This window comes from Prosthecobacter sp. (genome assembly GCF_049294395.1).
GTDB lineage: Bacteria > Verrucomicrobiota > Verrucomicrobiia > Verrucomicrobiales > Verrucomicrobiaceae > Prosthecobacter.
Genome location: NZ_JBAQCR010000112.1, coordinates 1 through 25,345 on the forward strand (window position 1 = coordinate 1; position 25,345 = coordinate 25,345).

Sequence of the window (25,345 nt, forward strand, 5' to 3'; positions counted from 1 at the left end):
GCACTTCATCTCCAGTCGCGTTGTCCAGGTTGAGTTCGATGCACGGGCGGGCCACCACCGCTTATTCATTACCATAATTCTAAAATGTACAGCCGGAATATGACATTCTTTTTGAGAACCGGTCTAAGTGTGAAAGGGTGACGGCGACAAGGAGGTGAGAAACGTGTCCAATTGCTCTACCACTGAGCTACTGCCATGCTGGTGCATGACAGGCAGGGCTCGAACCTGCGGCCGACTGGTTCAATGTAGTTCCTCGGGGCATTCGCCGTCATTTGAGAGTTGAGATGGAGCCTGGTGACAAGGATTGGAGAGACGCAACAGTTGGAAATGTAGTCCGCTCCAGCATTCACCAGGCTCCAAAGTTTGGGTTAAAGGGGTGTTTTTTCGATCTCACCCATCCAGTGGGCGCTGCTGAGTTCGCCACGGGCAAAGGCGGCGATCACGTTGAACACCGCATCGGAGAAGCCACCGATGTTGAGGATGTCCTCACGCTCCTGGGCCTGCGTTGTCGCATAGGGCTGGATGTCCAAGCACACGAGACGGGCTTTTGGATTGCGCTGCTTGAACTTCTGCCACTCACTCATCGTGCGAGTGGCCGAACCACCGAAGTGGCCGTGATAGGGGGTGTCCATCCACGACTCGTTGTCGGAGACGTAGATCACCAGATCCGCCTGCACCTTGCGGGCATTGAGATCGATGAGCACGGCGCTGCAGTTCGTTCCGCCGCAAGGCAGAGACGCGAGCTTCTGCGCGTTCGTCATCACGGAATCACGGGGATTCAGCGACACACGAACGACGTTGTTCTCGAATGGCAGCACTTCGGCATCACGATTCTGACGCAGGAAGGCAGCGGCCACCAGAGCGGCCACATCAATGCAGCGCACCTTGCTGGTGGCGCCCTTGCGGACACCGGTCACAGCGGAGTGCATGGACCCGGAAACGTCCGGAGCCACGACCACCTTTCCGGCCACCACGGGCACGTTGGAGACCGAGATCTCCATCGCATCCTGCAGGGCTTCCTTCACTTCGTGCGGGACTTCCGCGCCGACGTTGAGATAGGCGGCCAGGAGCTGGTACGGGAACACCTTGGAGCGGCGCACCTGGTCCTGATGGCGCAGGCGGCTGGCCACGAGACGGGTGATTTCCTTGATGGAGAACACGCCGTGGCGGGCAAAGGTGTTCAGGTTCATGCGCGTCATCTGCCATGGGGCACGACGGGCGATGGCCTGCCACTGCTCTGCCGTCAAAGGCAGGGCGGTGAGCATCTGAAACGGCACGTCCGGCGGATCTCCCGCAGGATCGGCTTTCCAGGCCTCGAACTCACGCACGATACGCGGCAGTGCCGAGGACTCATGATTGCGACCGATGAGGTAGCCATAGAGCGCCTCACGGCTTTTCGTGGCAGGGTGAGGGTGCACCATTTTCACGATGTCTGCTAGAGAAGGCGACTGACCCACGTCGGCACGGAAGATGGCCTCGTCTGAACGAGTCTCGAACCAGCGGCGCACGAGACGCTTTGGCAGAGAACCGAGGGATTTACGACCCGTCACTCCAGAGCGGAGGATCTGCACAAAGTTCCGCAGCATCTTGGCGTCGTCGATCACGCGATCAAAGATCAGTTCCAGACGTTCGGCATCACGGGCGGCAAGCACGGCGCAGAGCAGTGCTGGCACATCCTTCATGAAACCTTTCTGGCGGCAGTGAAGCGCCGTGCGGGCGATGAAGTCGGTCGGAACTTTCTCACACAGCTTCAGGACCTGCTGTAGCTGATCTTCCGCTGTGGCGTAAAAGGTGCTGTTGAGGCAGCCGGTGGCTGCATACTGAGCCAGCGCATGACGAGGCGTGAGCTGGTAGGCCAGGCCACCGGCTTCATTGAAGCTGTCAGCCTTGGGGGCCAGAGCGCCGCGGAGAGTCGAAAAGAGTGATTTGCTTGCCATGGTGTTGGTTTGGGTTGGTCGTTTGTGTGTGCCAATACCTAATGCTAGGGCCGTGCCAAGTTCTCTGGACCAGGTGTCCGGAGGACGCTGGAAGCCTTGTAAAACAAGGGGTCCAGGAATTTTCAGATCATTTTTTTGGGACAAAAAGCGATGTTTTGATTCCCGAATATTATCTCCAATGGGATATTGTTTTATCTTTTTGGATAGTGTATTCATTTGGTAATTCAGTGAGCTCTGCCGTCAGTTGCTTTACATGTGTTTTGGACCAACTTCATGAGTGATGCAGTCCCCAGTTCCAGCCCAAGAGAAACCCACGCAACGCAGCCAGAACAAGGCAGCGGTGGGTGGCTTGCGGATGCCGCAGCACTCCTCAGCGCAAGCACTGGAACTGATGCAACGGAATCTGGGACACTCGATGCCCTCGGTGATCGACAGGCTGCGGAGCAAAAACTAATCGAACCATGGGTTGAACTTCACGGTCTCTGGATGGAGATCGGGAATTTAAATGAGCTGTTGCTCGGCGGCACAGAGCACGATGTGGCACGTGTTGGCGACCCCATTCGTCACGTCCGCCGTGTCACGAAACCGACGGATGAGACCCGAGGTGTGGGCTACGGCTACACACCGGTGGTTGAGGGCGGATTGAGACTGGGGCCGGCGAGCTTGGGCGAATATCTGCACCGCTTGGTGCTGCTGAATGAAGTGTTTCCCGATGTGGCCATGACTTTGGAGGGATTCATCCGCACACCGCTCAGGCTGGAGGTGGTGACTTTGCAGGAGTATGTGCCTGGACGATTGCTGGGAGATATCGCGGCGGAGCTGGGTGGTCATGAGGTGCGGCGGCTGATTGATGGCTGGTTCACGCGGCGGGGCTTTGCCAAGCTGTATCTGAGCAACCAACCGGGGCCTTCGCATGCGTGGTATCGGGAGGAGGACAACACGGCGGTGTTTGATGCCAAGCCAGCGAACCTTCTGGAGTGGAATGGTTCTCTCCGTCCCATTGATGTGAATCCTGCACGTCCCACAGGCGCGTTGCTGCGAGCCATTCGAGCCGCGCTGTAACTTTCCCTGCTCTCTGCATGAAACCCATCATCACATTTGGATTCCTCGGATCGAACCTGGACCGAGCCTCAGGGCCGGAAAGATGGTCTAAATGGCGGCCCACGGTGGCGATGTGTCAGCAAGAGGATTTAGTGATTTCGCGGCTGGAATTACTGGCTGAACCGAAGTTTGCAGATCTAGCGCAGCAGGTGAAGGCGGACATCGAGAAGGTGTCGCCTGAGACGACGGTGGCAGTGCATGAGTTTCCACTGAAGGATCCGTGGGATCTGCAGGAGGTGTATGAGCGGCTCTATGACTTCGTGCGGGGTTACGCATTCGATCCAGAGAAGGCGGACTACCTGATCCACCTCACGACTGGAACTCATGTGGCGCAGATCTGCTGGTTCCTGCTCAACGAAGCGAACTTCATTCCTGCACGGCTGCTACAGACCTCGCCATCGCGTGAAGGCGGGCGTGATGCGAAGGCTTCGGGACGCTATGAGATCATTGATCTCGATCTCTCGAAGTATGACCGGCTTTCCACCCGCTTTGCGCAGGAGCAGGAGCGCACGCTGGATTTTTTGAAGAGCGGCATTGCCACGAAGAGCAAGGGCTTCAACAAGCTCATTGAGCAGATTGAACTGGTGGCAGTGAACTCCAAAGCGCCCATTCTCATCATGGGCCCAACGGGTGCAGGCAAATCCATGCTGGCCAGCCGCATTTATGATCTGCGGCGTTCGCGCGCGGGGCTTGGTGGCAGGTTTGTCGAAGTCAACTGCGCCACGCTGCGCGGTGATCACGCGATGTCGGCGCTCTTTGGGCATAAGCGTGGCTCCTTCACGGGTGCCCAGTCGGACAGGCCTGGGTTGCTGAAGGAGGCCGACAAAGGGCTGATCTTTCTGGATGAGATCGGCGAACTCGGTCTTGATGAGCAGGCGATGCTGCTACGGGCGCTGGAGGACAAGACGTTCCTGCCGCTGGGCAGCGACAAGGCGGTGCAGAGTGATTTTCAACTCATCGCGGGAACGAATCGTGATCTGCGCACACAGGTCGCGGCTGGCAAATTTCGTGATGATCTGCTGGCACGAATCAACCTGTGGACCTTCACGCTGCCGAGCCTCGCTGAGAGGCGAGAAGACATCGCCGCGAATCTCGATTTCGAACTGGAACACTTTGCGAAATCGCATCGACGGCAGGTACGGATGAACAAAGAAGCCCGCGAGGCCTTCCTCAAATTTGCCCGCAGTCCTGAAGCGAAGTGGAGCGCCAATTTCCGCGATCTGAATGCGGCGGTGACACGCATGGCCACGCTGGCCCCCAGAGGCAGGATCACCGTGGAGTGTGTGGAGACGGAGGCAGCGCGATTGCGCGAAGGCTGGCGGGATGCTGGGGATCAGGCATCAAGCCGGGAGAACGCCGCACTCCCCCAGGTGCAGAGGGAGGAGATTGATCCCTTTGATCTGGCGCAGCTGGATTTTGTTTTGCAGGTGTGCCGGGAAAGCAAAACGCTCTCCGATGCCGGGCGGAAGCTGTTCGCGGTTTCGCGTGCCAAGCGCTCGAAGATGAATGACGCGGACCGGCTGAAGAAATACCTGGCGCGCTTCAAGTTGAGCTGGGACCAGCTCATGAATTGACGCCGCGGCTTACCGCAGTTCCTGCGGCTCGCGTGATTTCAGGACTTCGTACTTTGTGAGCTCTCGCCACTGGCCTTTGGGCAGATTCCCCAGAACGAGCATGCCGATTTTGACGCGCACTAAACGGAGGACTTCGATGTTAAAGGCTTCGAGCAGGCGGCGGATGTGGCGGTTGCGGCCTTCATCGAGGACGACTTCCAGCCACATGTTCTTTTCGCCACTGCGGAGGATTTTGATGACCTTGGCGGAGAGGTGGTCGCCTTGCTCCTCGTCAACGACCCCTTCCTTGATCTGGGCGAGTCGCTTTGCATCGATGGTACCGCTGATTTGAACGTGGTAGGTTTTGTCGAGATGCGTATCGGGATTGGTGATGGTGTCTGCCCAGACATTGTCATTGGTGAAGAGCAGCATGCCTTCACTGGCCTTGTCCAGCCGACCCACTGGGGATAGATGCGGCAGCTTGGAATTTTCAAAGCAGGAAAAAACTGTCTCGCGGCCGAGTTCGTCCGAGGCGCTGGTGACGAGACCGCGCGGCTTGTTGAGCATGACGTAGAGACGCGGCGCCTGATTGATGCTGACGTCGTCCATGATGATGACGTCTTTTTTGAGGATCACGGGGAACTCGGGATTCTTCCGCACGACGAGGTTCACCTTCACCTTGCCCATGCGGATCAGTTCGGTGGCACGGCTGCGTGAGCAGAAGCCGAGCTTTGACATGGCGCGGGCGAGGCCGGTGCGAGTGGGAGGAGGCTGGGGAGGCATTGGTTGCAGACTACATGCGTGGCTTCAAATCGCGCTCGATATCCTCGCGATCGACGCGATTGCGCGCCTTGATTTTGTGATCGCGTTTGTTGCGGCGTTCGACGGTCATCTGGCGCTTTTTGCGCTGTTTGCGCAGCTTGGCGATTTCGTCTTCGAGCTTTAGATAACCTTCGTAACGCTCGGCATCCAGAGTTCCGGACTCCACGGCGGTGCGGATGGCGCAGCCGGCATCGGTTCCGTGCTTGCAGTCATGGTATTTGCAGCGCTGGGCGAGTTCTTCGATGTCGGCAAAGCGTTCACGCAGCGTGGTTTCATTCGTCCACATCTGCACCTCTTTGATGCCGGGGTTGTCGATCAGGATGCCGCCCCTGTCGAGCACGAGCAGTTCGCGTGCGGTGGTGGTGTGGCGGCCTTTGCCGGTGACTTCGTTCACTTCATCCACCCACTGCCAGTCTTCACCGAGCAGCAGATTGACGAGCGCGGACTTGCCGACACCGCTGGAGCCGATCACGGCCACGCTCTGGCCACGCTTGAGGTAGTCTTTCAGCACCTTGAGGCCCTTGCGCTTTTTCACGCTGGTCACATGCACATCAGCATCGGCATTGAGAGCTCGGATGGCCTCGGCGGCTTCCTGATTCTGCTTGTCGGGATAGAGGTCGGCCTTGTTGACCAGGACAACCGCTTTCGCACCACTGCGGGAGATGAGCGTGAAGTAGCGCTCCATGCGGCGCAGGCTGTAATCAGGCCCAGAATCGGTGACGACGATCACGGCATCCACGTTCGCGGCGATCACCTGCTCCTCGGCACTGAAACCGGAGGCTTTGCGTGAGAAGCAGGTCTGGCGGGGCAGACGGGCGCGGATGATGTTGTCGCCGTTTTCGCCGCCGACTTCGAGAGCTACCCAGTCGCCGACGGCAGGCAGCTCGGCATCTGTTTCAGCATCGTGATAAACTTTGCCTCCCAGGATGACCTCGAACTCATCGAAGCCGTTCGTCCCATCTTCAAGCAGAGCTCCGTAGCTGATCTTGTTGTCACGGATCAGGCGCGCAGGTTTCCAGCCCTGCTCGCGAAACGGTTCGAAGTGTTTCGCGAAGAACTCGTTCCAGCCCAGATCGATGAGACTTAGCGACGCCATTGATACATCCAGCGTTCAGAAATGACCTGCTTCTCGTCTTTCAATTCCATCATGATTTCCAGCAGGTTGGTGGTCTCAGGAATGTCGAGCTTGAAGAAGGCACGCCAGCCGCCGGTCTCGTTGTTGCGCATCACACGCTTGTCCAGAACCTTGCCCTCGCCGGCACTGAGAACGACATCGATGTCGGGCGTCCAGTCCTTGGGTTTGGCCGTGCCATTCTCGGCACCTTTGGCAAAATCCACGACATATAGATGGTCGTCTGAGTCCATCACAAAGCCACGACGTGAGCTGATGACTCTGCAAAGCGCGCCTGGCAGATGTTGATCGAGCCAGTGGAGCTTGTACTCGACTTTGAGCGGCTCTGCAGGTGTGGCGGGCAGGTGCGCCGGCTTCCACATGGCGACGATGTTGTCCCAGGTCTCTTCACCGCTGGAGAGTTCGACGAGGGTGACAGCGCCTTTGCCGAATCCGCTCACCGGTTCCACCCACACCGCCGGACGACGATGGTAGTTGGCTTCGAGATCCTGGAAGTTGTTGAAGTCACGATCCCGCTCCGCGAGACCAAAGCCCTTGAGATTGTCCGTTTCAAAAATGCTCAGGCGCATGTCCCGGCTGACATCCAGCGGACGCCAGATGGACGGGCCGTCCTTGATCTCGACCTGCAAACCGTCCGAATCATGCACTTCGGGACGGAAATCATAGGGCTTTGGATGCGAGTTCTCGCCGAACCAGAACATGCTCGAAAAGGGTGCGATGCCCAGCATCTTGACCGGCTTGCGCAGGTGCAAAGAGGCCTTGATCCTCATCTCGGTGCTGATCCCTGGTGTGGATTCAAACTCATAAGCGCCGGTGATGCTGGGGCCATTGAGAAGCGCGAGCAGTTTGAATGATTTTTCTCCTGCCTTGGGCTCCTTGAACCAAAAATGGGTGAAATCGGGGAATTCTTCGGGCTCGCCGCCGATCGTGTTCACCGCCACGCCGCGCGCGGAGATGCCGTAGCCGAGCTGCGTGGTGACAGCACGGTAGTAACTGGCACCCATGAACACCATGAACTCGAAGGGCCGCTTCACCAGGGAGTCCGGGGCCAGAACGCGAAACCCCGCGTAGCCGACGGGATTTTTGGCACCCGCAGGCACCTTGAGGTCACCATAGTCAAAGTGGCTGCCATCAAACGGCACACCGACGGTCTGGGGTTCCTTGATGTTGTAAAAGACGACCGGCTTCTTGAACATCCAGCCTGGGTGGAAGAACTCGACACGGAATGCATCTCCCTGCTCGGCAAACAAGGCTTTGTCGCGCAGGAACCGGATCTGCCGGTGGCCATCATATTTCAACCCCTCGAAAAACGGATCGAGCTGCTGCGTGGGTGCCTGGTAGGGCTGCAGTGCCAGTTGCGCTGCCACTTTTTCAAGCTCGGCAAAGCTTTTGACGGATTCCAGAGTGATTTGAGCCTGGCTCGGCGAAGCGGAAAGAACCAGGGCGGCAAACGGAAGGATGAATTTCATGCGGGAGGGGTGCGCTAGGATGCAGCACACAGAGTGCCAGTCAACCGGTGTAGCAGGAAGCTCTTGCCAAAGGCCCGGCCAGGCGTTGCATGCGTACCGCATGCCCCCTGCCCCTCCCGCGAAGCTGCTGCCAGTCATCCTGTTCAATGCCGCCTACATGATGGTGGCCATCATCGGGGCCATTGTTCAAGGCAACCGCGAGTTCATTTTCTACATCGTGGTCATGCTCGTCCTGATCGGGGTCATGAGCGCCGTCCATCGCCGTGTGCGGCTCACGACGCCGCTGCTGTGGGCCTTTTCGGTTTGGGGGCTTGCCCACATGGCAGGCGGCCTGTGCCCCCTGCCCTCCGGCTGGCCCTACAATGGGGATCAGGCGGTGCTCTACAGCTGGTGGATCATCCCGCAGTGGCTGAAATACGACCAGATCGTGCATGCTTACGGATTTGGCGTCACCACCTGGCTCTGCTGGCACCTTTTGAGCAAGGCCCTGCGTCAGCCGGATGGCAGCGCGGTGCGCCCCACGTTTGGCATGCTGATGCTGTGCGCGGCGGGTGGCATGGGTTTCGGCGCGCTGAATGAGGTGATCGAATTCATCGCTGTCTTGACGATCCCCAACACGAACGTGGGCGGCTACGAAAATACGGGCTGGGATCTCGTTTCAAACCTCATTGGGACGGTGATCGCGGCGGTGATCATCCGCTGCCGCTGCCAGGTCAGCCGCTGATTTTCAGGCCACGAAATTCCAGCGCGCCTGCTTTTTCGCCTTCAGGGCCACCGGAATCCCCGCCCAGACCGAAGGTTTGCTTTTCCTCGGCGATGCAGGGATGGCTCGCGGTGATGGTCTTGCCGTCGATGGTGGCGGTGATGGTTTCGCCTTTAAATTCAATCTTCACGTGATGCCAGCTGCCCACGGCAAGGATGTTGGGCTGTTTGAGCAGTTCCACGTTTTCGCCCTTTTTCGGATGAGCAAGGATGCGCAGCGTGTCCGTGCCCATGACAAGGTGGACGAGGTGCCCGCGCTCCTGCGAACCATTGAAGATGATGCCGGCAAACGTCGCTTTGCCCTCCAACCGGAAGTCACATTCGATGATGGCATCTTTGAGCGGAAGTTTGCGCATTTTGACCGGTCCGTGACGCCGAGGGCCTGATTCAAAACCACGCAGAACACCGTTCTTTGCCGTCCAGGTACCGAGCCCCCAGAACCAGTCTTTGGAGAGTTCGGTGGTGAAGGATTCTTCTAGCAGGGTCTGCGACTCGGCGCTCTGGATGTCACCACAGAGGACGCCCAGCAGAGCGAATAGGGCGCCGATAAAGTGCCTGCCGCTCATGGTTTCGCCTCGCCACTGATCTTGAGATTGCGCACCTTCACGGATTTACCGGCAGCCAGCCAGCTTCGAGCCTTGGGTGTCGCAAAATAAGGATGCTGTGCCTTCAGTTCCTGGCCGTCGAGATTGGCGGCCATTTGATCTCCCTGCCACTCGACACGGAGCTTGTGCCATTCGCCTGCTTTCACCGTCATTGGGAGCTTGGCTATGGTGTGGGAAGGCACCACGGAATCTTCCGCGATGCTCAAACCTGCCGCACCGACAACCACACGGCCCACATGTTTGCTGGAATCACAGCCCACGAGGAAGCTGCCCGGGCCTTCGATCAAGAACTCCACCTCGATGGTGGCGCTGGAGAGGCCCACTTTGTGATGCAGCACCGGGATGTGCTTCTGCTCCGGCAGATCCAGCACGCTGAGGACGCCGCCTTCGGGTGTCCATTTTCCTTTGGCAATGCTGAAACTGGAGTCGAGCGGTGTCTTGAAATCTGGCGTGGCCAGGACCGGCAGGACGTGATCGTGCAGCAGCGGTTTGGCTTCTTGAGCCAGAGCGACTGAAGCAAGGGTGATGGCGAGGGACGCGGCGAGAAAAGGACAGAGGTTCATGGTGTGGTCGGCACTGCTCACGACGGAGCTATTCAGGAGCAAACGCCATTCACCACATTTTCTAGCGGCTCATTGCGCACTGCGGCGAGAGCAATGCGGGCGGAGGTGCTGCGCATTTCGATCTTGCTCTCCACGCTGCAAAACGCGGCGTGACAGGTGGCGATGAGATTTGGCGTGGCGGCTTCTTCAGCAGTGCGAAGAGGCTCATCTTCGATGACGTCAAGCCCGGCGCCTGCGATGCGATTCTCGCGCAGCGCAGCAAGGATGGTGGTTTTTTTAATGACACCACCACGTGCGGTATTAACGACAAATGCCGAAGGCTTGAGCAGGGCGATTTCTCGCTCGGCAATGAGGTGGCGCGTTTCTTCGTTCAAAGGACAATGCAGTGAGAGGACGTCGGTTTGCGCGAGGAGTTCATCAAGCGTGCGCACGCGGGTGATGCCGACGGCTTTGTCGGCCCCATTGGGAAGGTAGGGATCGTAGAAGATGACACGGAAGCCGAGGGCTTTGGCGCGGAGTGCTGTCGCAGTGCCGATGCGTCCCAAGCCGACAATGCCGAAGGTGAGAGTGCTGAGGCGGCGGAGTTTTGGTGTGACGCGGATGTTCCAGCCAAGCTGCTTCGCCTCGGCATCCAGCGGCAGGATTTGCCGGCACAGTGCCATGGCGAGCGCGATGGAATGGTCGGCGACTTCTTCGGTGCCGTAATCCGGCACATTGCATACAGCGATGCCACGCTCGCGTGCGGCAGCGACGTCCACGCTGTCGAAGCCAACGCCATTGCGGATGATGGCGCGGCAGTTCTGGAGCTTTACGATACCCTTGGCCGTGAGCGGCATGTTGTGCCAGATGATGATGGCGTTTGCGCTGCAGATCTCGTCGGTCAAGTCGGCATCGGTTTCGCAGAGGGTGCGGGTGACATGTGCGGCACCGCCGATGATCTGGCGCTCGATGGTGGATTCGGGATCACCTTGTGGGGAGGTGGTCCAGTCGATGATGGCGATGTGGGGTTGGGACATGTGAAAATGAAGTGAGAGGCTATGCGAGGATATCTTTGATGACGTGCCCATGCACATCGGTGAGCCGACGGTTGATGCCGTTGTTGTAGAAGCTGAGTTTTTCGTGGTCAATGCCGAGCTGGTGCAGCGCGGTGGCGTGGAGATCGTAGCAGTAGGCGGGGTTCTCGGCCGCCTTGGAGCCGAGATCGTCGGTGCTGCCATACGCTGTGCCGCCTTGTACGCCGCCACCGGACATCCAGGCAGTGAAGGCACCGGGATTGTGGTCGCGCCCCTTGCCTTGTGCCGCAGGCTGGCGGCCAAACTCACTGGTGCAGATGACGAGTGTGCTGTCGAGCATGCCGCGTGATTTCAGATCGCGCAGCAGAGCTGCGGCACCGGTGTCGAGCACCTGACCCCAGTAGCCGTGATCGCGCACGAGGTCTTCGTGGCTGTCCCAGTTGGGGCGGATTTTTTTCGCGGTGGTGTTTTCTGCGCCGCAGTAAATCTGCACGAAACGCACGCCGCGTTCGACGAGCCGACGCGCGAGAAGACACTGCCGGCCAAAGGGACCGATGTCTTCGTGATCGAGCTGGTAGAGCTGCTTGGTGACATCCGTTTCGCCGCGAAGATCGGTGACTTCCGGTGCGCTGAGTTGCAGGCGTGCCGCGAGTTCATAAGCGGCGATGCGAGCTTCGAGCTCGGTGTTACCCGCACGTTCGGCGGCATGTGCGCGGTTGAGGGTTTGCAGAAAATCACGGCTAGTCTGCTCGGTGTCGCCACGCAGTTGCGCGAAGCTTTTGGGTGGGAACAGATCCGCGATGGGCGGCTTTTCGGCATCGGTCTGCAACGTCGTCCCCTGATGCACGGCAGGTAGAAAGCCCGCGCCCCAATTGATCACGCCGCCGGGCGGCAGGCCGCGCTGATCAGGCAGCACGACGAACGCTGGGAGGTTCTCGCTCTCGCTACCGAGGCCATATGTGACCCAGGCACCCATGCTCGGAAAGCCGGGCAGGATGAAGCCGGTGTTTGCCATGAACATGGCCGGGCCATGCAGCGCGCTCTTGCTCTGCATCGAGTGAATGAAGGCCATGTCATCGACGCAAGTCGCGAGCTGCGGGAAGAGATCGCTGATCCAGCGTCCGCACTGACCGTGCTGACGAAACGGCCAGTAGCTGCCCTGGCAGTTGCCTGGCTTGGAGGCGAAGAACTGCATTTTGCCATCGGGATCGAAGGGCTTGCCGCTGCGCTTGGCCAGCTCCGGCTTGTAGTCCCACGAATCCACATGGCTGAGGCCGCCGGGGCAGAAAATCTGAATCACTGCACGCGCCTTGGCCGGCAAGGGAGGTCGCTTGGCGGAAAGCGGATTCGACGCGGACTGGGCATCTTGTTCCAGCATGGAGGCGAGTGCGATGCTGCCGAAACCGCCGCCGATTTTCTGGAGGAAATCGCGGCGTGAGGGGCTGGAGAAGTGAGTACTCATAGAGATGTGAGTTAGCGAATCCAAATGCCTTTGCCTGTGCCGCCTTTGGGAATGGTCTTTGGGTAGTCAGGGTTGGGTTGCAATTCGATGACATGGACGACCTGCTCCATGGACAAATCGTTCGCTGCCCCTTCTGGGCGAACGCCAGAAACGCTCAGACTGCGTACGGTGCAGTCGAGGTCAGGGGAGAAGATTTCGGTCCAGGTGGCCGGGTCGTCTGCCTTGTGTTTGTAGGTCTGCGATTTCGGACCGAGTTCGATAAGGTGATAGTCTGCCGCGAGGGGAAAGTTGAGCTTCACGTCGCGGACGGTCAGGCCATCGGTGTTGGCGTGGATTTGAATGCTGCCGGGACGGTTGAAGGTGAGGTTTTCGAAGACGATGTCGCGCAACGAGCCGATGCCGGCGCTGGCGTCGTTGTCGCGTCCGACTTCTAGGTTGGGCTGGTCGTAGAGTTTGAAGTCGCTGATGTCGGTAATGCCACGCACGGTGATGTCGTGGATGGGACAGTCGAGTGTGGCGCCGTCGCTGAAGCGTTTCACGCCGGGGAGCATGCGGATGGAATTTGCGGCCGGGACGCCATCAGGCGAGCCTCGAACATCTTCGATGACGATGTGATGAATGGGCCCAAAGCTGGGCGCGTAGTTTTTCCATTCCCACGCGTTCAGAGCGACGGTGTCATCGTGTGAAACACCACTCACGCAACGAATGAGACCATGGCTCGCGGGCGCATTTACATGCACGCCATCGCGTCCGTGACGATCCAGCGTGACTCCATCGACGGTAAAGTCACTGACGTTGGCAAGGTGCACCGCGAAGGCGCGGCTCTGTCGCACGGTGATGTTGCGCACGGTCACATGGCGCACGTTGTGAAGAAGGATGACGCCATGCGTTCCGGGCACGGGATTTTTTTTCGACGATAAGCCACGCTGGTTGCCATTGCTGTCCTTCACGCCGTTCGCCAACGTCGTCCAGATGCCGCCTTCGATGGTGATGTGCGTGTCTGGCTTGGTGTCTTCAGGCACAGGTTCGTCAGCGAAGCCGACAATGTGCTCGTTGCGCACCATGCAGGTGTTGGAGCCGGGTTTCAGACGGATTTCGGCGTCCGGATCTGCTGTGAGCTTTTGACCGGACCTCAGGACGATCGGGCCATCGAGGTAGTAAGGCTGATCGCGCTTCGGCAGATGGACAGCGTTGTCTTTGTCGAGAGCGGTCTGGATGGCGTCGTTCCAGATTTTTCCCTGCACTTTGCGAGTCTGGGTCCTTCCCTCTGCATCAGGCCAGATTTCGGTCCAGACCGAAGCATGCGCCAGTGATGGATCGACATCCGCGGCAGGCAACGACGCAAGCAGTCCGAATAGGAATGGAATGAGCGGTTTGATCATGGGAGCACGGGGCAGAGAAAAGGGATGTTCATGGCAAAAGCATTGTTGTTTGCGACCGCACATTATTCTGTGCTATAATACATCTATGAATCTGGTTCTTGATCAAGACATCGTCAGCCTTACCGACTTCGCGCGCCGGACGCGTGAGCACACTGCGGAGCTGAAAAAACACGGCAGGCCTCGTGTGCTCACCCACAATGGCAAGGCGGCGGCGGTGGTGCTTTCCGTGGCTGCCTATGAGCAACTGGCCCACGATGCGGAGGAACGACGGGCGGACATGGAGCTGAAGGCTGCTATTGAAGCCTATGCCAAAGGAGAACGAGGAACCCCGGGACCTCTGGCCTTTAAGCAAATTCGAGCACGTGCAGCAAAGCGCAGAGCAGCCAAATGAGCTATCGGTGGGAACTTTCAAACACGGCCAAGGCTGCTGTCGAAGCTCAACTGGTCTGGTATGAATCCGATACCAGGCACGGAGGCGCAGAACTAGGCGACAGCTGGATTGAAAGCTTGGAGCGTGCTTTGTCAAAACTGGCAGAAGCACCGCTCCGACATGGCATGGCTCCGGAAAACGGTCGCTGGAATGCGCACCTGCAGCTCCGTCAGATGCTGTTTCGCCCGTGGAAAACCGGCATCGGCTGGCGCGTGCTCTATACCATCGACGAAGACGCCAAGCTGGTGAGCGTGCTCCAGATCCGGCACGAGCGCCGACGCTGGCTGTTCGAGGTGGAAGATGATGATCAGTCCACATAGACAAACTCGTTCGTGTTGATGAGCATGCGGCAGAGGGCAAAGAGGCCCTGCTCGGCGACGAGATGGGTGGCGGCGCTTTGTTCGTCAGTCTTGGGTTCCCTTTGCAGGCACAACAGGAAGGCCCGGCGGATGGCGGCTGCACGGGAGTCGGTTTCGTTTTCGATGCGGGTGACGAGGTTCGCGGCCTGCTGCAGCATGAACTCATTGTTGCTCAGCGTGAGCGCCTGCAGCGCGGTGGTGGTTTGTGCGCGGGCCGGGGTGAGATTGGCGGGATCAGGGCAGTCGAGCGTGGACATGAACTGATGCGGCGTGGTGCGCACCACGAAGCGGTAGATGCTGCGGCGCAGCAGTTCGGGTTTGTCGGGCGTGATGTAGTCGTAGATGGGCGCGTAGGCTTCGATAAAATTGAAATCGCGGTAGCCGGGGCCGCCCATGGCCGGATTCAAGGTGCCTGCAACGCTCAGCACCGCATCGTGCACGGACTCAGCATCCAAGCGGCGCGGGTTTTGCCGCCAGAGCAGACGATTTTGCGCATCCAGACGACTTGCGGTGTCATTGTGAGAAGCAGACTGCTGCTGATAGGCGGTACTCATGACGATGAGCTTGTGCAGGTGCTTCAGTGACCAGCCACTGCGTAAAAATTCATCGGCCAGCCAGTCGAGCAGTTCAGGGTGAGAAGGTTTGTCGCCGCCGAGACCGAAGTCGCTGGGTGTGGTAACGATGCCATGGCCGAAATGATGATGCCAGAGGCGGTTTACGAGCACACGGCGTGTGAGCGGATTTTTGGGATGGGTGATCCACTCCGCAAGCATGCGACGGCGCTGACCTTCGGGCATGGCGTTCGTGCCAAAATCCATGCTGGCGTGGTTAGCCCAGGCAAATGCACCGGGCTGCACTTCCTGCTGCGGGTCTTCGGGATTGCCACGCCGCTGCACCTGAATGGCAGGCGGTTGGGCTTCACTGATGATGGCATAGACTTTGGTGGGTTCCGGCAATGCTTTGAGCGAGGCGTCCAGTTTGATGGCTTGAGTCCTCAGGTGTTTCAACTGCTCCTGCTCAGCGTCAATGAGCCGGCTGTGCTCCACATCGGGCACGAGCCGTGCATCACCGAGGAACAAGAGGTCACTGCCAATGCCATCGCCGCCATCGGTGGCGATGAGTGTGAAGGTTTTCGCTGTCGCTGGAATGGCGATGTCCAGATGCGTGAACTCGTCCTTGCGCATTTTGAGCTTCTGAAACTTGCGCTCGGCATCCACATAGACGGTGAAGTCTGCGCGTGAGGCAGCGGCACTCGCGTCGGCACCGAAGCCGAGTGCGGCGGTGAAATGCATCATGCCGAGGCCGCTGCTCTGGCGAATCTTGGCGAGATCAAAGGTGATGCCGCTGTTGGCGTGCAAGCCGAGGATGGAGTGCTCTTTCTCCGCGTAATCCATGCCACCAATTTTGGTGCTGCGCTGGGCGTTCAGCGGGCCGTTGCGAATGGCATCCCAAGTGTGACCGCTGGTGGCGGGCAGTCCTTTGACCTCTTGTTTGGGGGCCACGGGCACCAGGTTCCGACCATCCGGCACAAAGACCCACGACACGGAGCGTTCCGGGTCCTTCACTTCGGCAGGCCACTCGATGCGTTGCAGCCGATTCGTCTTGATGTCGCGATGGTAGCCGAGTTTGTCGGTCGTCAGATTGCCGGTGCGTAGGTCGATACCACGACCTTTGACACCGCCACCCACCATGTCGGAAATATTGAGACCCTCGCCAGCCAGTTTCGCGATCTGAGCACGCGCTGCTGCCAGTTCCTGGGTAAGGCGTGCTTTTTCGCCGGCGATGCGTTTTGCTTCTGCGCTGTCAACCTCACGATCTCCGCGCTTCGCTCCGGCAAAAACGGCCCACAGTCTATAATACTCCTCCTGTTTGATGGGGTCGAGTTTGTGATCGTGGCAGCGGGCACAGTTCACTGTGATGCCCATGGTTGAGGTGATGACTTGAGTGACCATGTCATCGAGATCGCCTGCACGGGCGGCGCGTCTGAGCATGTCGCTTTTGGTTTCTACCTGACCTACATAGTCCCATGGGCCGGCAGCGAGGAATCCGGTGGCTATGACGGCTTGCGGATCATTGGGCGCGATCACATCTCCAGCGATCTGTTCGCGAATGAACTGGTCGTAGGGCTTGTCGGCGTTGAGCGATGCGATGACGTAGTCGCGATAACGCCAGGCATTCGGACGAAGTTGATCACGCTCAAAACCATGCGTGTCGGCGTAATGGGCGATGTCGAGCCAGTGCCGCGCCCAGCGCTCGCCGTAATGGCTGGAATTCAGCAGTTCATCCACCAGCTTTTCATAGGCCTTGGGATCGGCATTCTTCACAAACTGATCCACCCGCTCCGGTGTCGGTGGCAAACCGACCAGATCAAAGCTCAAGCGGCGAATCAAAGTACGACGGTCCGCTACGGGTGACATCACGAGATTTTTCTCGGTAAGCTTCGCATTGACCAGCGAGTCGATGGAGGCGCCTTTGACCGTTCTCACGGGCTGCACGGACCAATACTGGAGGCGTTTGTCCACGGCGGCGGCTTTGTCGGCGGCGTTTTCGGGCCACACGGCTCCGGCTTGAATCCACGCCTGCACCAAGGCGATCTGCGTGGGTGAAAGCGGCTCGCCTTTTGGTGGCATGCGCTCGTCGTCATCGGTGGATTTGATTCTTTGCAGCAGCAGGCTTTTGGTCGTGTCACCCGCCACGATGGCCAGACCATCGTGGCCGCCTTTGAACGCAAAGATTTTGGCATCGAGGCGCAGCTCGCCTTTCTGCTTTTTTTCGCCGTGGCATTCGACGCAGTGCTGCTGCAGCAGCGGGCGGATGTCCTGGTCGAAATCCACAGCCAAAGCCGGAGCGGCTGCCAGGAGGATGAAGAGCGTGGTTTTCATCGTTTGGTTTTCGCTTTGGCAGCCAGATCGTGTGCGGCTTCGTCCATGTGATGTTTCATCGCCTTGGCGGCGGCGTTGGCATCATGCGCGGCCACTGCATTCAAGATGGTGGCGTGGTGGTCGATGGCGCGCTGCCTGCCGACATTGCCAATCGTCACACGGCGGCTTTCACGCCCGAGGTCAGCCAGAGATTCGAGCATGAGCTTCAAGATCTCATTACCGGCGATGCGTGCCAAGGTGCGGTGGAAGTCGATGTCCGCCTCCACGGCTTCGTCGTGCGTTTCAGCTGCCAGCAGGCGCTCATGAATGGTCCGCAGCAGTTTCACATCAGGGGCTTTGGCCTTCAGGGCGGCCTGCCGCGCGATCTCCGGTTCGATGGCAGCACGGGCTTCGCTCAACTGGCGAAGGCGCTCCTGCAGTTCTGGAAGCAATATCGACAAGGAACCACTCAGCGGTTTGTGCAGCCGGTTCACTGCGCGGATGCCGCTGCCGTGGCGGATTTCGAGCAGGCCCTGGAGTTCGAGCCGCTTCGTTGCCTCGCGCAGCACGGTGCGGCTCACGCCGAGGCGCTCTGCCATCAGGCGCTCCGGCGGCAGTTTGCCATCACCGGAGTCGACCTCGTCGCGCAGCTGGCGCGCCAGGCGCGAGCAGACCTGCTCGACAAGCGAAGGGGTGGGTTTGAGCGGGGTAATCGTCATGCAATTGGTAGGAGGTCATACCAATTACGAGTTGGAGGCCCAATTCTTTCGTGTCTGATTTCATGGGTGGCGGCAGGCAGCATTCTCACCGCCGCAGCACTTGCGGCTTGAGCACCCGCCTGAACGCTGGACAGTAGGCAGGCTCCATCCCCGACCGCATGAGCATGCCTTTCCGTGACACATTGCTAAATCTCGCCATCACCTGCGTGCTGGTGCTGATCATCGTGCTCGTGGCGGTTTTGCTGAAAGAGAGCCGGCCCGCGCCGCTGCAGGCGCTGCCGGTAGCGGTGGCCCAGGTGCCGGCGGGGCAGACCGCGTCTGACGCCAGCCGCGCGCCGCTGCAGCAGTTCAAGATCTTCCCCAAGGCCAAATTGATCGAAAGCCGCGCCAACGAAGCGGACACGCTACGCATCAAGGTGAGTGACACGGAGGACGAGCACATCTTCGTGCTCTACTTTGTGGATGCACCGGACATTTCGCTGACTCATCCGCAGCGCGTGCAGGAGCAGGCGCGTTACTTTGGTGTGAACAGCCAGCGCGTGATCGAAGAGGGGCAGAGGGCGGCGCATTATGTGACGCAGCTGCTCAAGCAGCAGCCCTTCACGGTGATGACACGCTGGGAGGAGGTGACGGGACTCAGCCGCTACTACGCGCTGATTCTGGTGGAAATCAGTCCCGGGAAGCAGGTGTATCTGGCGGACCTGCTGGTGCAGCAGGGCTACGCCCGCGTGGCGGGTGTAACTTCGAGCCTGCCGGCGGATTCACGCTCGATCAATGACTACGCGCTTGAGCTGCAGGAACTGAAGCGCCGGGCCCAGCAGAGCAAGGCGGGCATCTGGGCGGCCTCAAAGCTCTGAAACCCCGCCCGAAATTCTGGCATTGATGTATCATGATGCGTTGATACGATGGACTCACCTTGGCCTCTGTACTCAAATCGCTCAGTCTCATTGCCGACCCGACGCGGGTGCGGCTGCTTTTGCTGCTCAAGCAGGAAGAGCTGAGCGTGGCTGAGCTGCAGGAGGTCCTGTCTCTGCCACAGTCCAATATCTCCGCCCAACTTGCTAAATTAAAAGCGGCAGGTCTGGTGACTGACCGCCGCAGTGGCAAGAACCGCCTGTATCAGCTCGACGAGCCTGCGGCGAAGGATCTGCCGACCCATGAGCATTTTCTCGCGCTGCTGGAGGCGGCGGGTACTGAGCTGCGGGAGGTGACCAAGGATGCTGAGGCGCTGCAAATCGTGCTGCGCAAGCGGGTGCAAACGGCGAAGGCCTACTTTGATGCGCTGGCGGGCAAGTTTGGCCGTCACTACATTCCCGGCCGTTCGTGGAAGGGTCTGGGCGAGACCTTGCTCAAACTCATGCCACCACTGGTCATTGCCGATCTGGGTGCAGGAGAGGGTACGCTTTCCCAACTGCTCGCCGAGCGGGCTAAAAAAGTGATCGCCGTCGATAACAGCGAGAAGATGGTGGCTTATGGTGCGGAGCTGGCCCAGAAGCACGGTTTTACGAACCTCGAATTCCGCCTCGGGGACATCGAATCACCGCCGATCCCGCCGCTGAGTGTGGATCTGGTCTTCCTCAGTCAGGCGCTGCATCACGCACAGAATCCGGAGAAGGCGCTCAAGGCCGCGCTGACCATCCTGAGGCCGGGCGGGCGCATCGTGGTGCTGGATCTCCTCAAGCATCAGTTTGAGCAGGCACGTGATCTCTATGCCGACGTGTGGCTAGGCTTTTCAGAGAGCGATCTGCACGACATGCTCAGCAGTGCGGGATTCAAAAAGATCGAGACGAGCGTGGTGCACCGCGAAAGCAAGAGCCCGCACTTCCAGACGATCCTGGCGCTGGCCGAAAAAGAAAACCGCCTCACTTCGACGGGGCACTGGTCGGGCTCTTGACGCGGGGTGCAGGCACAGTCATGCCGTTTTGCAGGAATGTGAGGCCGTTGATCTGCTTTTTATCATCCCGTGTGAATATGAGCACGGCTTTCACCACATCGAATTCAAAGCGGTCAGGTGCCGTCTCAAAGACAGGCAGCGCCTGCTGTCCTTCGATCTGCGCAAAGAGAGTGTCGGCCTGCACAGTAACGGTGATCGCCTTCGAACCCATCAGATCATACTTGCCCGCATAGGGCTGCAGCTCTTTGTCGGAACGAAGCTGATACTCCGGCGGTGGAGCGCTGCTGCGCCTGGCGGTGATTTCATTGCCGTTTTGAAACAGCGTCAGTGAATGGATCACACCTTCACGACGGTTGAATGCTATCTCCGCAGGGACCACTTTGTAAAAGAAACGGTCCTGCGCTTTGGCAAAGGTTTGGACAAATGGCTGACCAGTCAGGTTCACGTAGAGCTGGTCGTCACGCAGAAGCACAGTGAAGCGGAAGTCGCGGTCGAGATCATAGACGCCGGGATACTGTTTCAGCACATCGGCAGGAAGGGTGATTTCTTTCTGCGTGGCGGGATCAACCGGCTTGACCTCGGACGTACCGGCGATCACCTGGCTTCCTGCAATGCTGTTGTTGTTAATCAGAACCACGCGCACGATTCCCTTCGCGGGGATCACCTGCAGTCCGGAGCAAAAACCACCGGTGCCGCCGTCATGATGGAGGGTTGCCTCTCCCTCAAACTTCCCCATCAGCACCCCCAGGCCTATCTGCCCGCCCTGGGACGGTGCGTCAGCCTGAGGCTGCAGGACGAGCGCCAAGGCCTCCTTCAATGAAGTCTTGTCCGGATGGAGCAGTGCCTCACCGAATATCATCATGTCCGCTGCGGTGCTGCGCAGCGCACCAGCGCCTGCCAGCGAGATAAAATGCCAGGGTTTTGTCTCCTTGTCGCCATCATGCGGCATGGCAAGCCGCCGTTTCGTTTGAGGCCAAACTGCGGTGTCCTGCATACCTAGCGGCTGGCAGATTTTTTCCACCACCGCCTGATCCCATGACATGTGATACACCTCTCCCAGCAGATGCCCGAGCAGCCCTGCGCCGAGGTTTGAGTAGCTGAAAGTGATATGCTCTTTGCCATCAAGCTTGGCTGAAGACAGATAGTTCAGCATCAGTTTTCCATCATAGCTGGCATAGGGGTCCTCCTCCAAGGCTCCCGCCACGGCATTGTCCGGCAGGCGCGGCAGGCCACTGGTGTGGGTGGCCAACTGCTTCAATGTGATCCCTGCGACGCGGGGATCTGCAAACGTCACCTGCTTGGCCAAAAGAGTGCCGATCGTCGTATCCAGCGTGACTTTCTTTTCCACCACCGCCTGCGCCAGCAGCAGGCCGGTAAACACCTTGGAGATGGAGCCAATTTCAAAAACCAGCTTTTCCGGCTTTTCATCCCCGGCCTCGGGAGCCTTTCCGGAGATGGCGTATTTCACCTCGTCCCCCCTGCGCTCGGCCGTGACGATGCACCCGGCTTGGAGCTCCTTGGAGTACCGTGCAGCAGCCTCGGACAATGTGCGAGCTTGAACGGTATCCACGGCCATGATCAGACCCAGCAGTGCCCAGGAAATGAATTTCATATTTGGGAGGCTACAAAACTCCTGTGCAAACAGCAAGGCGTCTCGTTGACTAGGTGCGCTTTCCCGCCTCCAATGCCCTTCTGTGAGAGACACCCTGGAAGACATCGAAAACTTCATCATCGACGTGGTGATCAACAACCGCCGTGGCATACGCGCCTCGCTGCTGCGGGTGGTGTTCCGTGGTCTTTCCGGCATCTATTCTGCAGTGGTGCGGTCACGGCTCTATTTATACCGCCACCGCTACATTCATGACCATCACCTGGGTGTGCCGGTCATCAGTGTGGGCAATCTCACCGTTGGCGGCACGGGCAAAACACCGGTGGTGGAGATGCTGGCGAAGGCGCTGCATGAGCATGGCCGCCGCGTGTGCATCCTCAGTCGTGGCTACAAGAGCAAGCGTCAGAAGAAACTGCCATTCTCGAAAAAAATGGCCGCACGCCTGGGCTTCATTCCCAAGCCGCCTGAGCCGCTGCCACGAATCGTCTCTGATGGTGAGAACGTACTGCTCGATTCGCACAATGCAGGGGACGAACCCTTCATGCTGGCGAAGAACTGCCCGGGCATTCCGGTCGTGGTGGATAAAAACCGTGTGAAGGCCGGAGCGCATGCGATTCAGCGCTTCGGCGCCGATGTGCTCGTGCTGGATGACGGCCTGCAATACCTCAAGCTCAAGCACCGCCACGACATCGTGCTGATCGACAAAACAGCGGTATTCGGCAACAACGGCTACATGCTGCCACGCGGCACCCTGCGCGAGCCACCGCGCAGCCTGCGCCGGGCCAGCTACATCTTCATCACCAAATCCGACGGCGACAGCGAGGATGTGGTCAAACAGATCCGCCGTTACAACCGCGCGGCCGAAATCATCGAGTGCCGCCACCGCGCGATGCATTACGAGAACATCCATACCGGCGAGCGCCTGCCGATCGACGGCCTGCGCGATAAATTTGTGGGCGCTCTTTCCGGCATCGCTGTGCCAGAGAGTTTTGAAAACGGTTTGCGCAAACTCGGCGCGAAGGTCGAGGTGATCGCCCGATTCGCGGATCATCACCGCTTCCGTGGGCCGGAGCTGAAAAACTTCGTGGAACGCTGCGTGCGGCGTGACGTGCATTGCATGGTCACCACGGAGAAGGATTTCGTGCGTTTCCCCAAACTGCCCGTGGCGGACATCCCGTTTTACTTCATGCGCGTGGAGATTGAGATCATTCGCGGGCGCGACATCTTTGACAAGATGGTGCGCCTCATCGCCGAGCCGCGCCGGGTGCCTGCGGGAGTGCTTCCCGCTGATTTCATGGAGGCCTCGTAATGAGCGCGGAAAATTCAGCCATGGCCGCAGTGCAGGTGCACAAGGTGAACACTGCTGGCGGCAGCAGCGAGGTCGGCGATGTCACCGCCCGCGAGGAACCGCTCGAAATCCGTGTGGAAGGCCGCTCCGTGGCGGTGGTGATGCGCACGCCAGGGCATGATGAAGAACTCGCTGCGGGATTTCTCGTCAGTGAGGGCGTGGTGCAGCGGCCGCGTGACATTCTGGAAGTCTCGCAGTGTCCCAGCACCAACAACAAGCATGGCAACATCGTCGATGTGCTGCTCGGTGGTGCAGTGGTGAATTGGGACTCGCTCACGCGTCATGTCTTCAGCGCCTCCAGCTGCGGGCTCTGTGGCAAAACGAGCATCGAGAGCGTGTTTCAGCAGTTTCCCGCCGTGAAGGGAAACTGGAAAGTATCACCGAAACTGATCGCCAATCTGCCCGACAAGCTGCGTGCCGCGCAGGAAACGTTTGCCAAAACCGGCGGGCTGCATGCGAGCGGATTGTTTGACCTTGATGGCAACCTGGTCGTACTGCGTGAGGATGTGGGCCGGCACAACGCGCTCGATAAAATTCTCGGCTACGCTTTGCAGCGCGATCTGCTGCCGCTGGACCGGCACATCCTGCTGGTGAGCGGGCGGGTGTCGTTTGAGATCATTCAGAAGGCGCTGGCGGGTGGCATCCCGCTCGTCGCGGCCATTTCCGCGCCCAGCAGTCTCGCGGTCGATTTCGCGCAGGAAGCGGGTCAGACGCTCATCGGGTTTTTGCGTGGCGAAACGATGAATGTTTACACCCATCCGCAACGTGTGGAGATGTTGTCATGAAACAGGTTCAACTTCTCGTCTTCATCATCTGGGGGGCGCTTTGCGGCTCGCTCTGCCTTTATGCTGTCATGCTGAGTTCCATGACTTTTGCTCCAGCCAAAGGTGATGGCAATTCTCTGGGACAGATCATTGCGCTGGCGGCGGGCAGTGCGGCAGCCCTGAGTTTCTTCCTGCGCAAACTGCTGCTTGGAGGTTTCACCACGGGTGCGCTCCATCTGGATGATCCGGCGCAGCGCGGACGCTTTATTGCAGGCAATGTGGTGGTCTTTGCGCTGAGCGAGGGCGTCGGCGTGCTGGGCTTCGTCAATGGCATCCTCTCGAACGGCAAAGGAGACGCCTGGCTGCCCTACATGGGTCTCGCGCTTGCCCTGATGCTGCTGCACATCCCGCTGCCCTCCCGTTTCAAGACTGCTGCATGAACGGCTACTTTGATCACAACGCCACCACGCCGCTGCATCCCGCCGCACGTGAGGCATGGCTGAGAGCGAGTGATAAGCACTGGCATAATCCTTCGAGCTTGTATCGCGACGCGGGGCTGGCGAGCCAGCAGCTTGAATCTGCACGTGAACGGCTGGGGACGCTGATTGGTGCGGAGGCCGAACGTATTGTGTTCACGTCGGGTGCCACGGAGTCGAACAACGCTTTGTTTGCATCGCTGCCAGCAGATGCCCTTGTTGTGATCTCCGCCATTGAGCACCCGAGTGTGCGTGAAGCTGCGCGGCGTCGAAACGTGATCGAACTTCCGGTGAATGCGGATGGTGTTGTGCGAGCCGATGACCTGAAGCAGCTCATCACTTCCAAGCATCCCGCGCTCGTCTCCGTGATGGCGGCGAACAATGAAAGCGGGGCGTTGCAGCCCTGGCGCGAACTCGCCTCGCTTTGCCGTGAAAATGGCGTGCTATTTCACACGGATGCCGCGCAATGGCTTGGCAAGCTGGACGCCTCGGAGCTTGGGGAATGCGATTTTATCACCGGCAGCGCGCATAAATTTGGAGGTAGCAAGGGCTGTGGTTTCTTGGTGCTGCCCGAAGAGGATTCACGGCTCGGCTTCATCCGTGGCGGTCCGCAGGAACACGGACGGCGTGCAGGCACGGAAAACTATCCGGCCATTGAAGCCATGGTGACGGCTTTGGAGAAAATCAGCCCGCGTTCAAGCGAGGTTGCACAAACGCAATCCAAGCTGCGCGATACATTCATCGGGGAGATGCGCATGCGTTTCGACTCCCTGCGGGTGATCAGCGAATCCGCACCACGCCTTTGGAACACGGTGCTGATGGTAATGCCGGAGCATGACAATCTGAAATGGCTCACGCGCTTGTCGCGTCGCGGCTTCAGCATCTCCACGGGCTCGGCCTGCAGTTCGGGCAAGGAAGGTTCGTCAGTCGTGGTGACAGCACTGGGTGCCAGCGCGGAAGAGCTGAAGCGCGTCGTGCGCATTAGCAGCGGCTGGGACACGACGGCGGCGGACTGGCAGGCGCTTGCTGCCGCGTTCATCGAAGTGTTTGAGGAGCTGAATCGCGGCGGCAGACCTCAGTAGGC

The 25,345-nt window shown here is 59.1% G+C and carries 23 protein-coding genes; 11 read left to right on the forward strand and 12 right to left on the reverse strand.

Annotated elements, in window-relative coordinates; genetic code table 11:
* Positions 1 to 368: 368 nt before the first annotated feature.
* Positions 369 to 1,937 (reverse strand): vWA domain-containing protein, encoded by a 1,569-nt coding sequence (locus tag WAW39_RS06880; protein ID WP_422317128.1) that lies wholly within the window; start codon positions 1,935 to 1,937, stop codon positions 369 to 371.
* 486 nt (positions 1,938 to 2,423) lie between these two features.
* Between WAW39_RS06880 and WAW39_RS06885 the strand changes: the two genes are divergently transcribed.
* Entirely contained in the window at positions 2,424 to 2,999 is a 576-nt protein-coding gene (locus WAW39_RS06885) for a hypothetical protein (RefSeq protein WP_422317130.1), read from the forward strand.
* A gap of 17 nt (positions 3,000 to 3,016) precedes the next feature.
* A complete protein-coding gene (gene rtcR / locus WAW39_RS06890) occupies positions 3,017 to 4,612 on the forward strand; it encodes an RNA repair transcriptional activator RtcR (protein ID WP_422317132.1) in 1,596 nt (531 codons plus the stop codon).
* Positions 4,613 to 4,621: 9 nt separating this feature from the next.
* Here the strand turns inward: rtcR and WAW39_RS06895 are convergent, their stop codons facing one another.
* Genes WAW39_RS06895 through WAW39_RS06905 form a run of 3 tightly spaced genes read right to left on the reverse strand, consistent with a single transcriptional unit; the run spans position 4,622 to position 8,014 of the window.
* Entirely contained in the window at positions 4,622 to 5,374 is a 753-nt protein-coding gene (locus WAW39_RS06895; protein ID WP_422317135.1) for a pseudouridine synthase, read from the reverse strand.
* Positions 5,375 to 5,384: 10 nt separating this feature from the next.
* On the reverse strand, positions 5,385 to 6,509 hold the full coding sequence (rsgA, locus tag WAW39_RS06900; protein ID WP_422317137.1) for a ribosome small subunit-dependent GTPase A: 1,125 nt from the start codon (positions 6,507 to 6,509) through the stop codon (positions 5,385 to 5,387).
* The gene (locus WAW39_RS06905; RefSeq protein ID WP_422317139.1) at positions 6,497 to 8,014 is read right to left on the reverse strand and encodes a glucan biosynthesis protein; all 1,518 of its coding nucleotides are present in this window, start codon (positions 8,012 to 8,014) and stop codon (positions 6,497 to 6,499) included. Before WAW39_RS06905 ends, rsgA begins: the two co-directional genes overlap by 13 nt.
* A gap of 100 nt (positions 8,015 to 8,114) precedes the next feature.
* Here WAW39_RS06905 and WAW39_RS06910 point away from each other — a divergent pair, with 100 nt between their 5' ends.
* Positions 8,115 to 8,738, forward strand: a complete 624-nt coding sequence (locus WAW39_RS06910; protein WP_422317141.1) for a hypothetical protein — start codon at positions 8,115 to 8,117, stop codon at positions 8,736 to 8,738.
* Here the strand turns inward: WAW39_RS06910 and WAW39_RS06915 are convergent.
* From WAW39_RS06915 to WAW39_RS06935, 5 genes are read right to left on the reverse strand one after another with little or no spacing between them, the layout of a single operon-like run.
* The gene (locus tag WAW39_RS06915) at positions 8,728 to 9,342 is read right to left on the reverse strand and encodes a family 16 glycoside hydrolase (protein ID WP_422317143.1); all 615 of its coding nucleotides are present in this window, start codon (positions 9,340 to 9,342) and stop codon (positions 8,728 to 8,730) included. The two genes, WAW39_RS06910 and WAW39_RS06915, sit on opposite strands and share 11 nt — an antisense overlap.
* On the reverse strand, positions 9,339 to 9,944 hold the full coding sequence (locus WAW39_RS06920; RefSeq protein ID WP_422317145.1) for a hypothetical protein: 606 nt from the start codon (positions 9,942 to 9,944) through the stop codon (positions 9,339 to 9,341). Before WAW39_RS06920 ends, WAW39_RS06915 begins: the two co-directional genes overlap by 4 nt.
* A gap of 32 nt (positions 9,945 to 9,976) precedes the next feature.
* Positions 9,977 to 10,960, reverse strand: coding sequence for a C-terminal binding protein (locus tag WAW39_RS06925; protein ID WP_422317147.1), 984 nt, complete (start codon positions 10,958 to 10,960; stop codon positions 9,977 to 9,979).
* A 19-nt stretch (positions 10,961 to 10,979) separates the two neighbouring features.
* Entirely contained in the window at positions 10,980 to 12,419 is a 1,440-nt protein-coding gene (locus tag WAW39_RS06930; protein WP_422317149.1) for a DUF1501 domain-containing protein, read from the reverse strand.
* 11 nt (positions 12,420 to 12,430) lie between these two features.
* Complete coding sequence (locus WAW39_RS06935; RefSeq protein ID WP_422317151.1) at positions 12,431 to 13,801, reverse strand: hypothetical protein; 1,371 nt, start codon at positions 13,799 to 13,801, stop codon at positions 12,431 to 12,433.
* Positions 13,802 to 13,886: 85 nt separating this feature from the next.
* Between WAW39_RS06935 and WAW39_RS06940 the strand changes: the two genes are divergently transcribed.
* Entirely contained in the window at positions 13,887 to 14,192 is a 306-nt protein-coding gene (locus WAW39_RS06940; protein WP_422317153.1) for a type II toxin-antitoxin system Phd/YefM family antitoxin, read from the forward strand.
* On the forward strand, positions 14,189 to 14,551 hold the full coding sequence (locus WAW39_RS06945) for a type II toxin-antitoxin system RelE/ParE family toxin (RefSeq protein WP_422317155.1): 363 nt from the start codon (positions 14,189 to 14,191) through the stop codon (positions 14,549 to 14,551). Before WAW39_RS06940 ends, WAW39_RS06945 begins: the two co-directional genes overlap by 4 nt.
* Here WAW39_RS06945 and WAW39_RS06950 read toward each other — a convergent pair.
* Both WAW39_RS06950 and WAW39_RS06955 read right to left on the reverse strand, forming a co-directional pair.
* Positions 14,539 to 17,472 (reverse strand): DUF1553 domain-containing protein, encoded by a 2,934-nt coding sequence (locus WAW39_RS06950; RefSeq protein ID WP_422317157.1) that lies wholly within the window; start codon positions 17,470 to 17,472, stop codon positions 14,539 to 14,541. The two genes, WAW39_RS06945 and WAW39_RS06950, sit on opposite strands and share 13 nt — an antisense overlap.
* Entirely contained in the window at positions 17,469 to 18,170 is a 702-nt protein-coding gene (locus WAW39_RS06955; protein WP_422317159.1) for a FadR/GntR family transcriptional regulator, read from the reverse strand. The genes WAW39_RS06950 and WAW39_RS06955 overlap by 4 nt, the downstream gene beginning before the upstream one ends.
* 158 nt (positions 18,171 to 18,328) lie before the next feature.
* On the opposite strand from WAW39_RS06955, the gene WAW39_RS06960 reads away from it, so the two are divergent.
* Complete coding sequence (locus WAW39_RS06960; RefSeq protein ID WP_422317161.1) at positions 18,329 to 19,027, forward strand: thermonuclease family protein; 699 nt, start codon at positions 18,329 to 18,331, stop codon at positions 19,025 to 19,027.
* 59 nt (positions 19,028 to 19,086) lie between these two features.
* Positions 19,087 to 20,064: an ArsR/SmtB family transcription factor gene (locus WAW39_RS06965; RefSeq protein WP_422317163.1), complete on the forward strand. Its 978-nt coding sequence runs from the start codon at positions 19,087 to 19,089 to the stop codon at positions 20,062 to 20,064.
* Here the strand turns inward: WAW39_RS06965 and WAW39_RS06970 are convergent.
* Positions 20,033 to 21,676, reverse strand: a complete 1,644-nt coding sequence (locus WAW39_RS06970; protein WP_422317165.1) for a serine hydrolase — start codon at positions 21,674 to 21,676, stop codon at positions 20,033 to 20,035. The genes WAW39_RS06965 and WAW39_RS06970 overlap by 32 nt on opposite strands.
* 82 nt (positions 21,677 to 21,758) lie before the next feature.
* On the opposite strand from WAW39_RS06970, the gene lpxK reads away from it, so the two are divergent.
* Genes lpxK through WAW39_RS06990 form a run of 4 tightly spaced genes read left to right on the forward strand, consistent with a single transcriptional unit; the run spans position 21,759 to position 25,343 of the window.
* Positions 21,759 to 22,982: a tetraacyldisaccharide 4'-kinase gene (gene lpxK / locus WAW39_RS06975; protein ID WP_422317167.1), complete on the forward strand. Its 1,224-nt coding sequence runs from the start codon at positions 21,759 to 21,761 to the stop codon at positions 22,980 to 22,982.
* Positions 22,982 to 23,806: a formate dehydrogenase accessory sulfurtransferase FdhD gene (gene fdhD / locus WAW39_RS06980; protein ID WP_422317169.1), complete on the forward strand. Its 825-nt coding sequence runs from the start codon at positions 22,982 to 22,984 to the stop codon at positions 23,804 to 23,806. The genes lpxK and fdhD overlap by 1 nt, the downstream gene beginning before the upstream one ends.
* Complete coding sequence (locus tag WAW39_RS06985) at positions 23,803 to 24,225, forward strand: hypothetical protein (protein ID WP_422317171.1); 423 nt, start codon at positions 23,803 to 23,805, stop codon at positions 24,223 to 24,225. The genes fdhD and WAW39_RS06985 overlap by 4 nt, the downstream gene beginning before the upstream one ends.
* Positions 24,222 to 25,343, forward strand: a complete 1,122-nt coding sequence (locus WAW39_RS06990; protein WP_422317173.1) for a cysteine desulfurase family protein — start codon at positions 24,222 to 24,224, stop codon at positions 25,341 to 25,343. The genes WAW39_RS06985 and WAW39_RS06990 overlap by 4 nt, the downstream gene beginning before the upstream one ends.
* Positions 25,344 to 25,345: the final 2 nt, after the last annotated feature.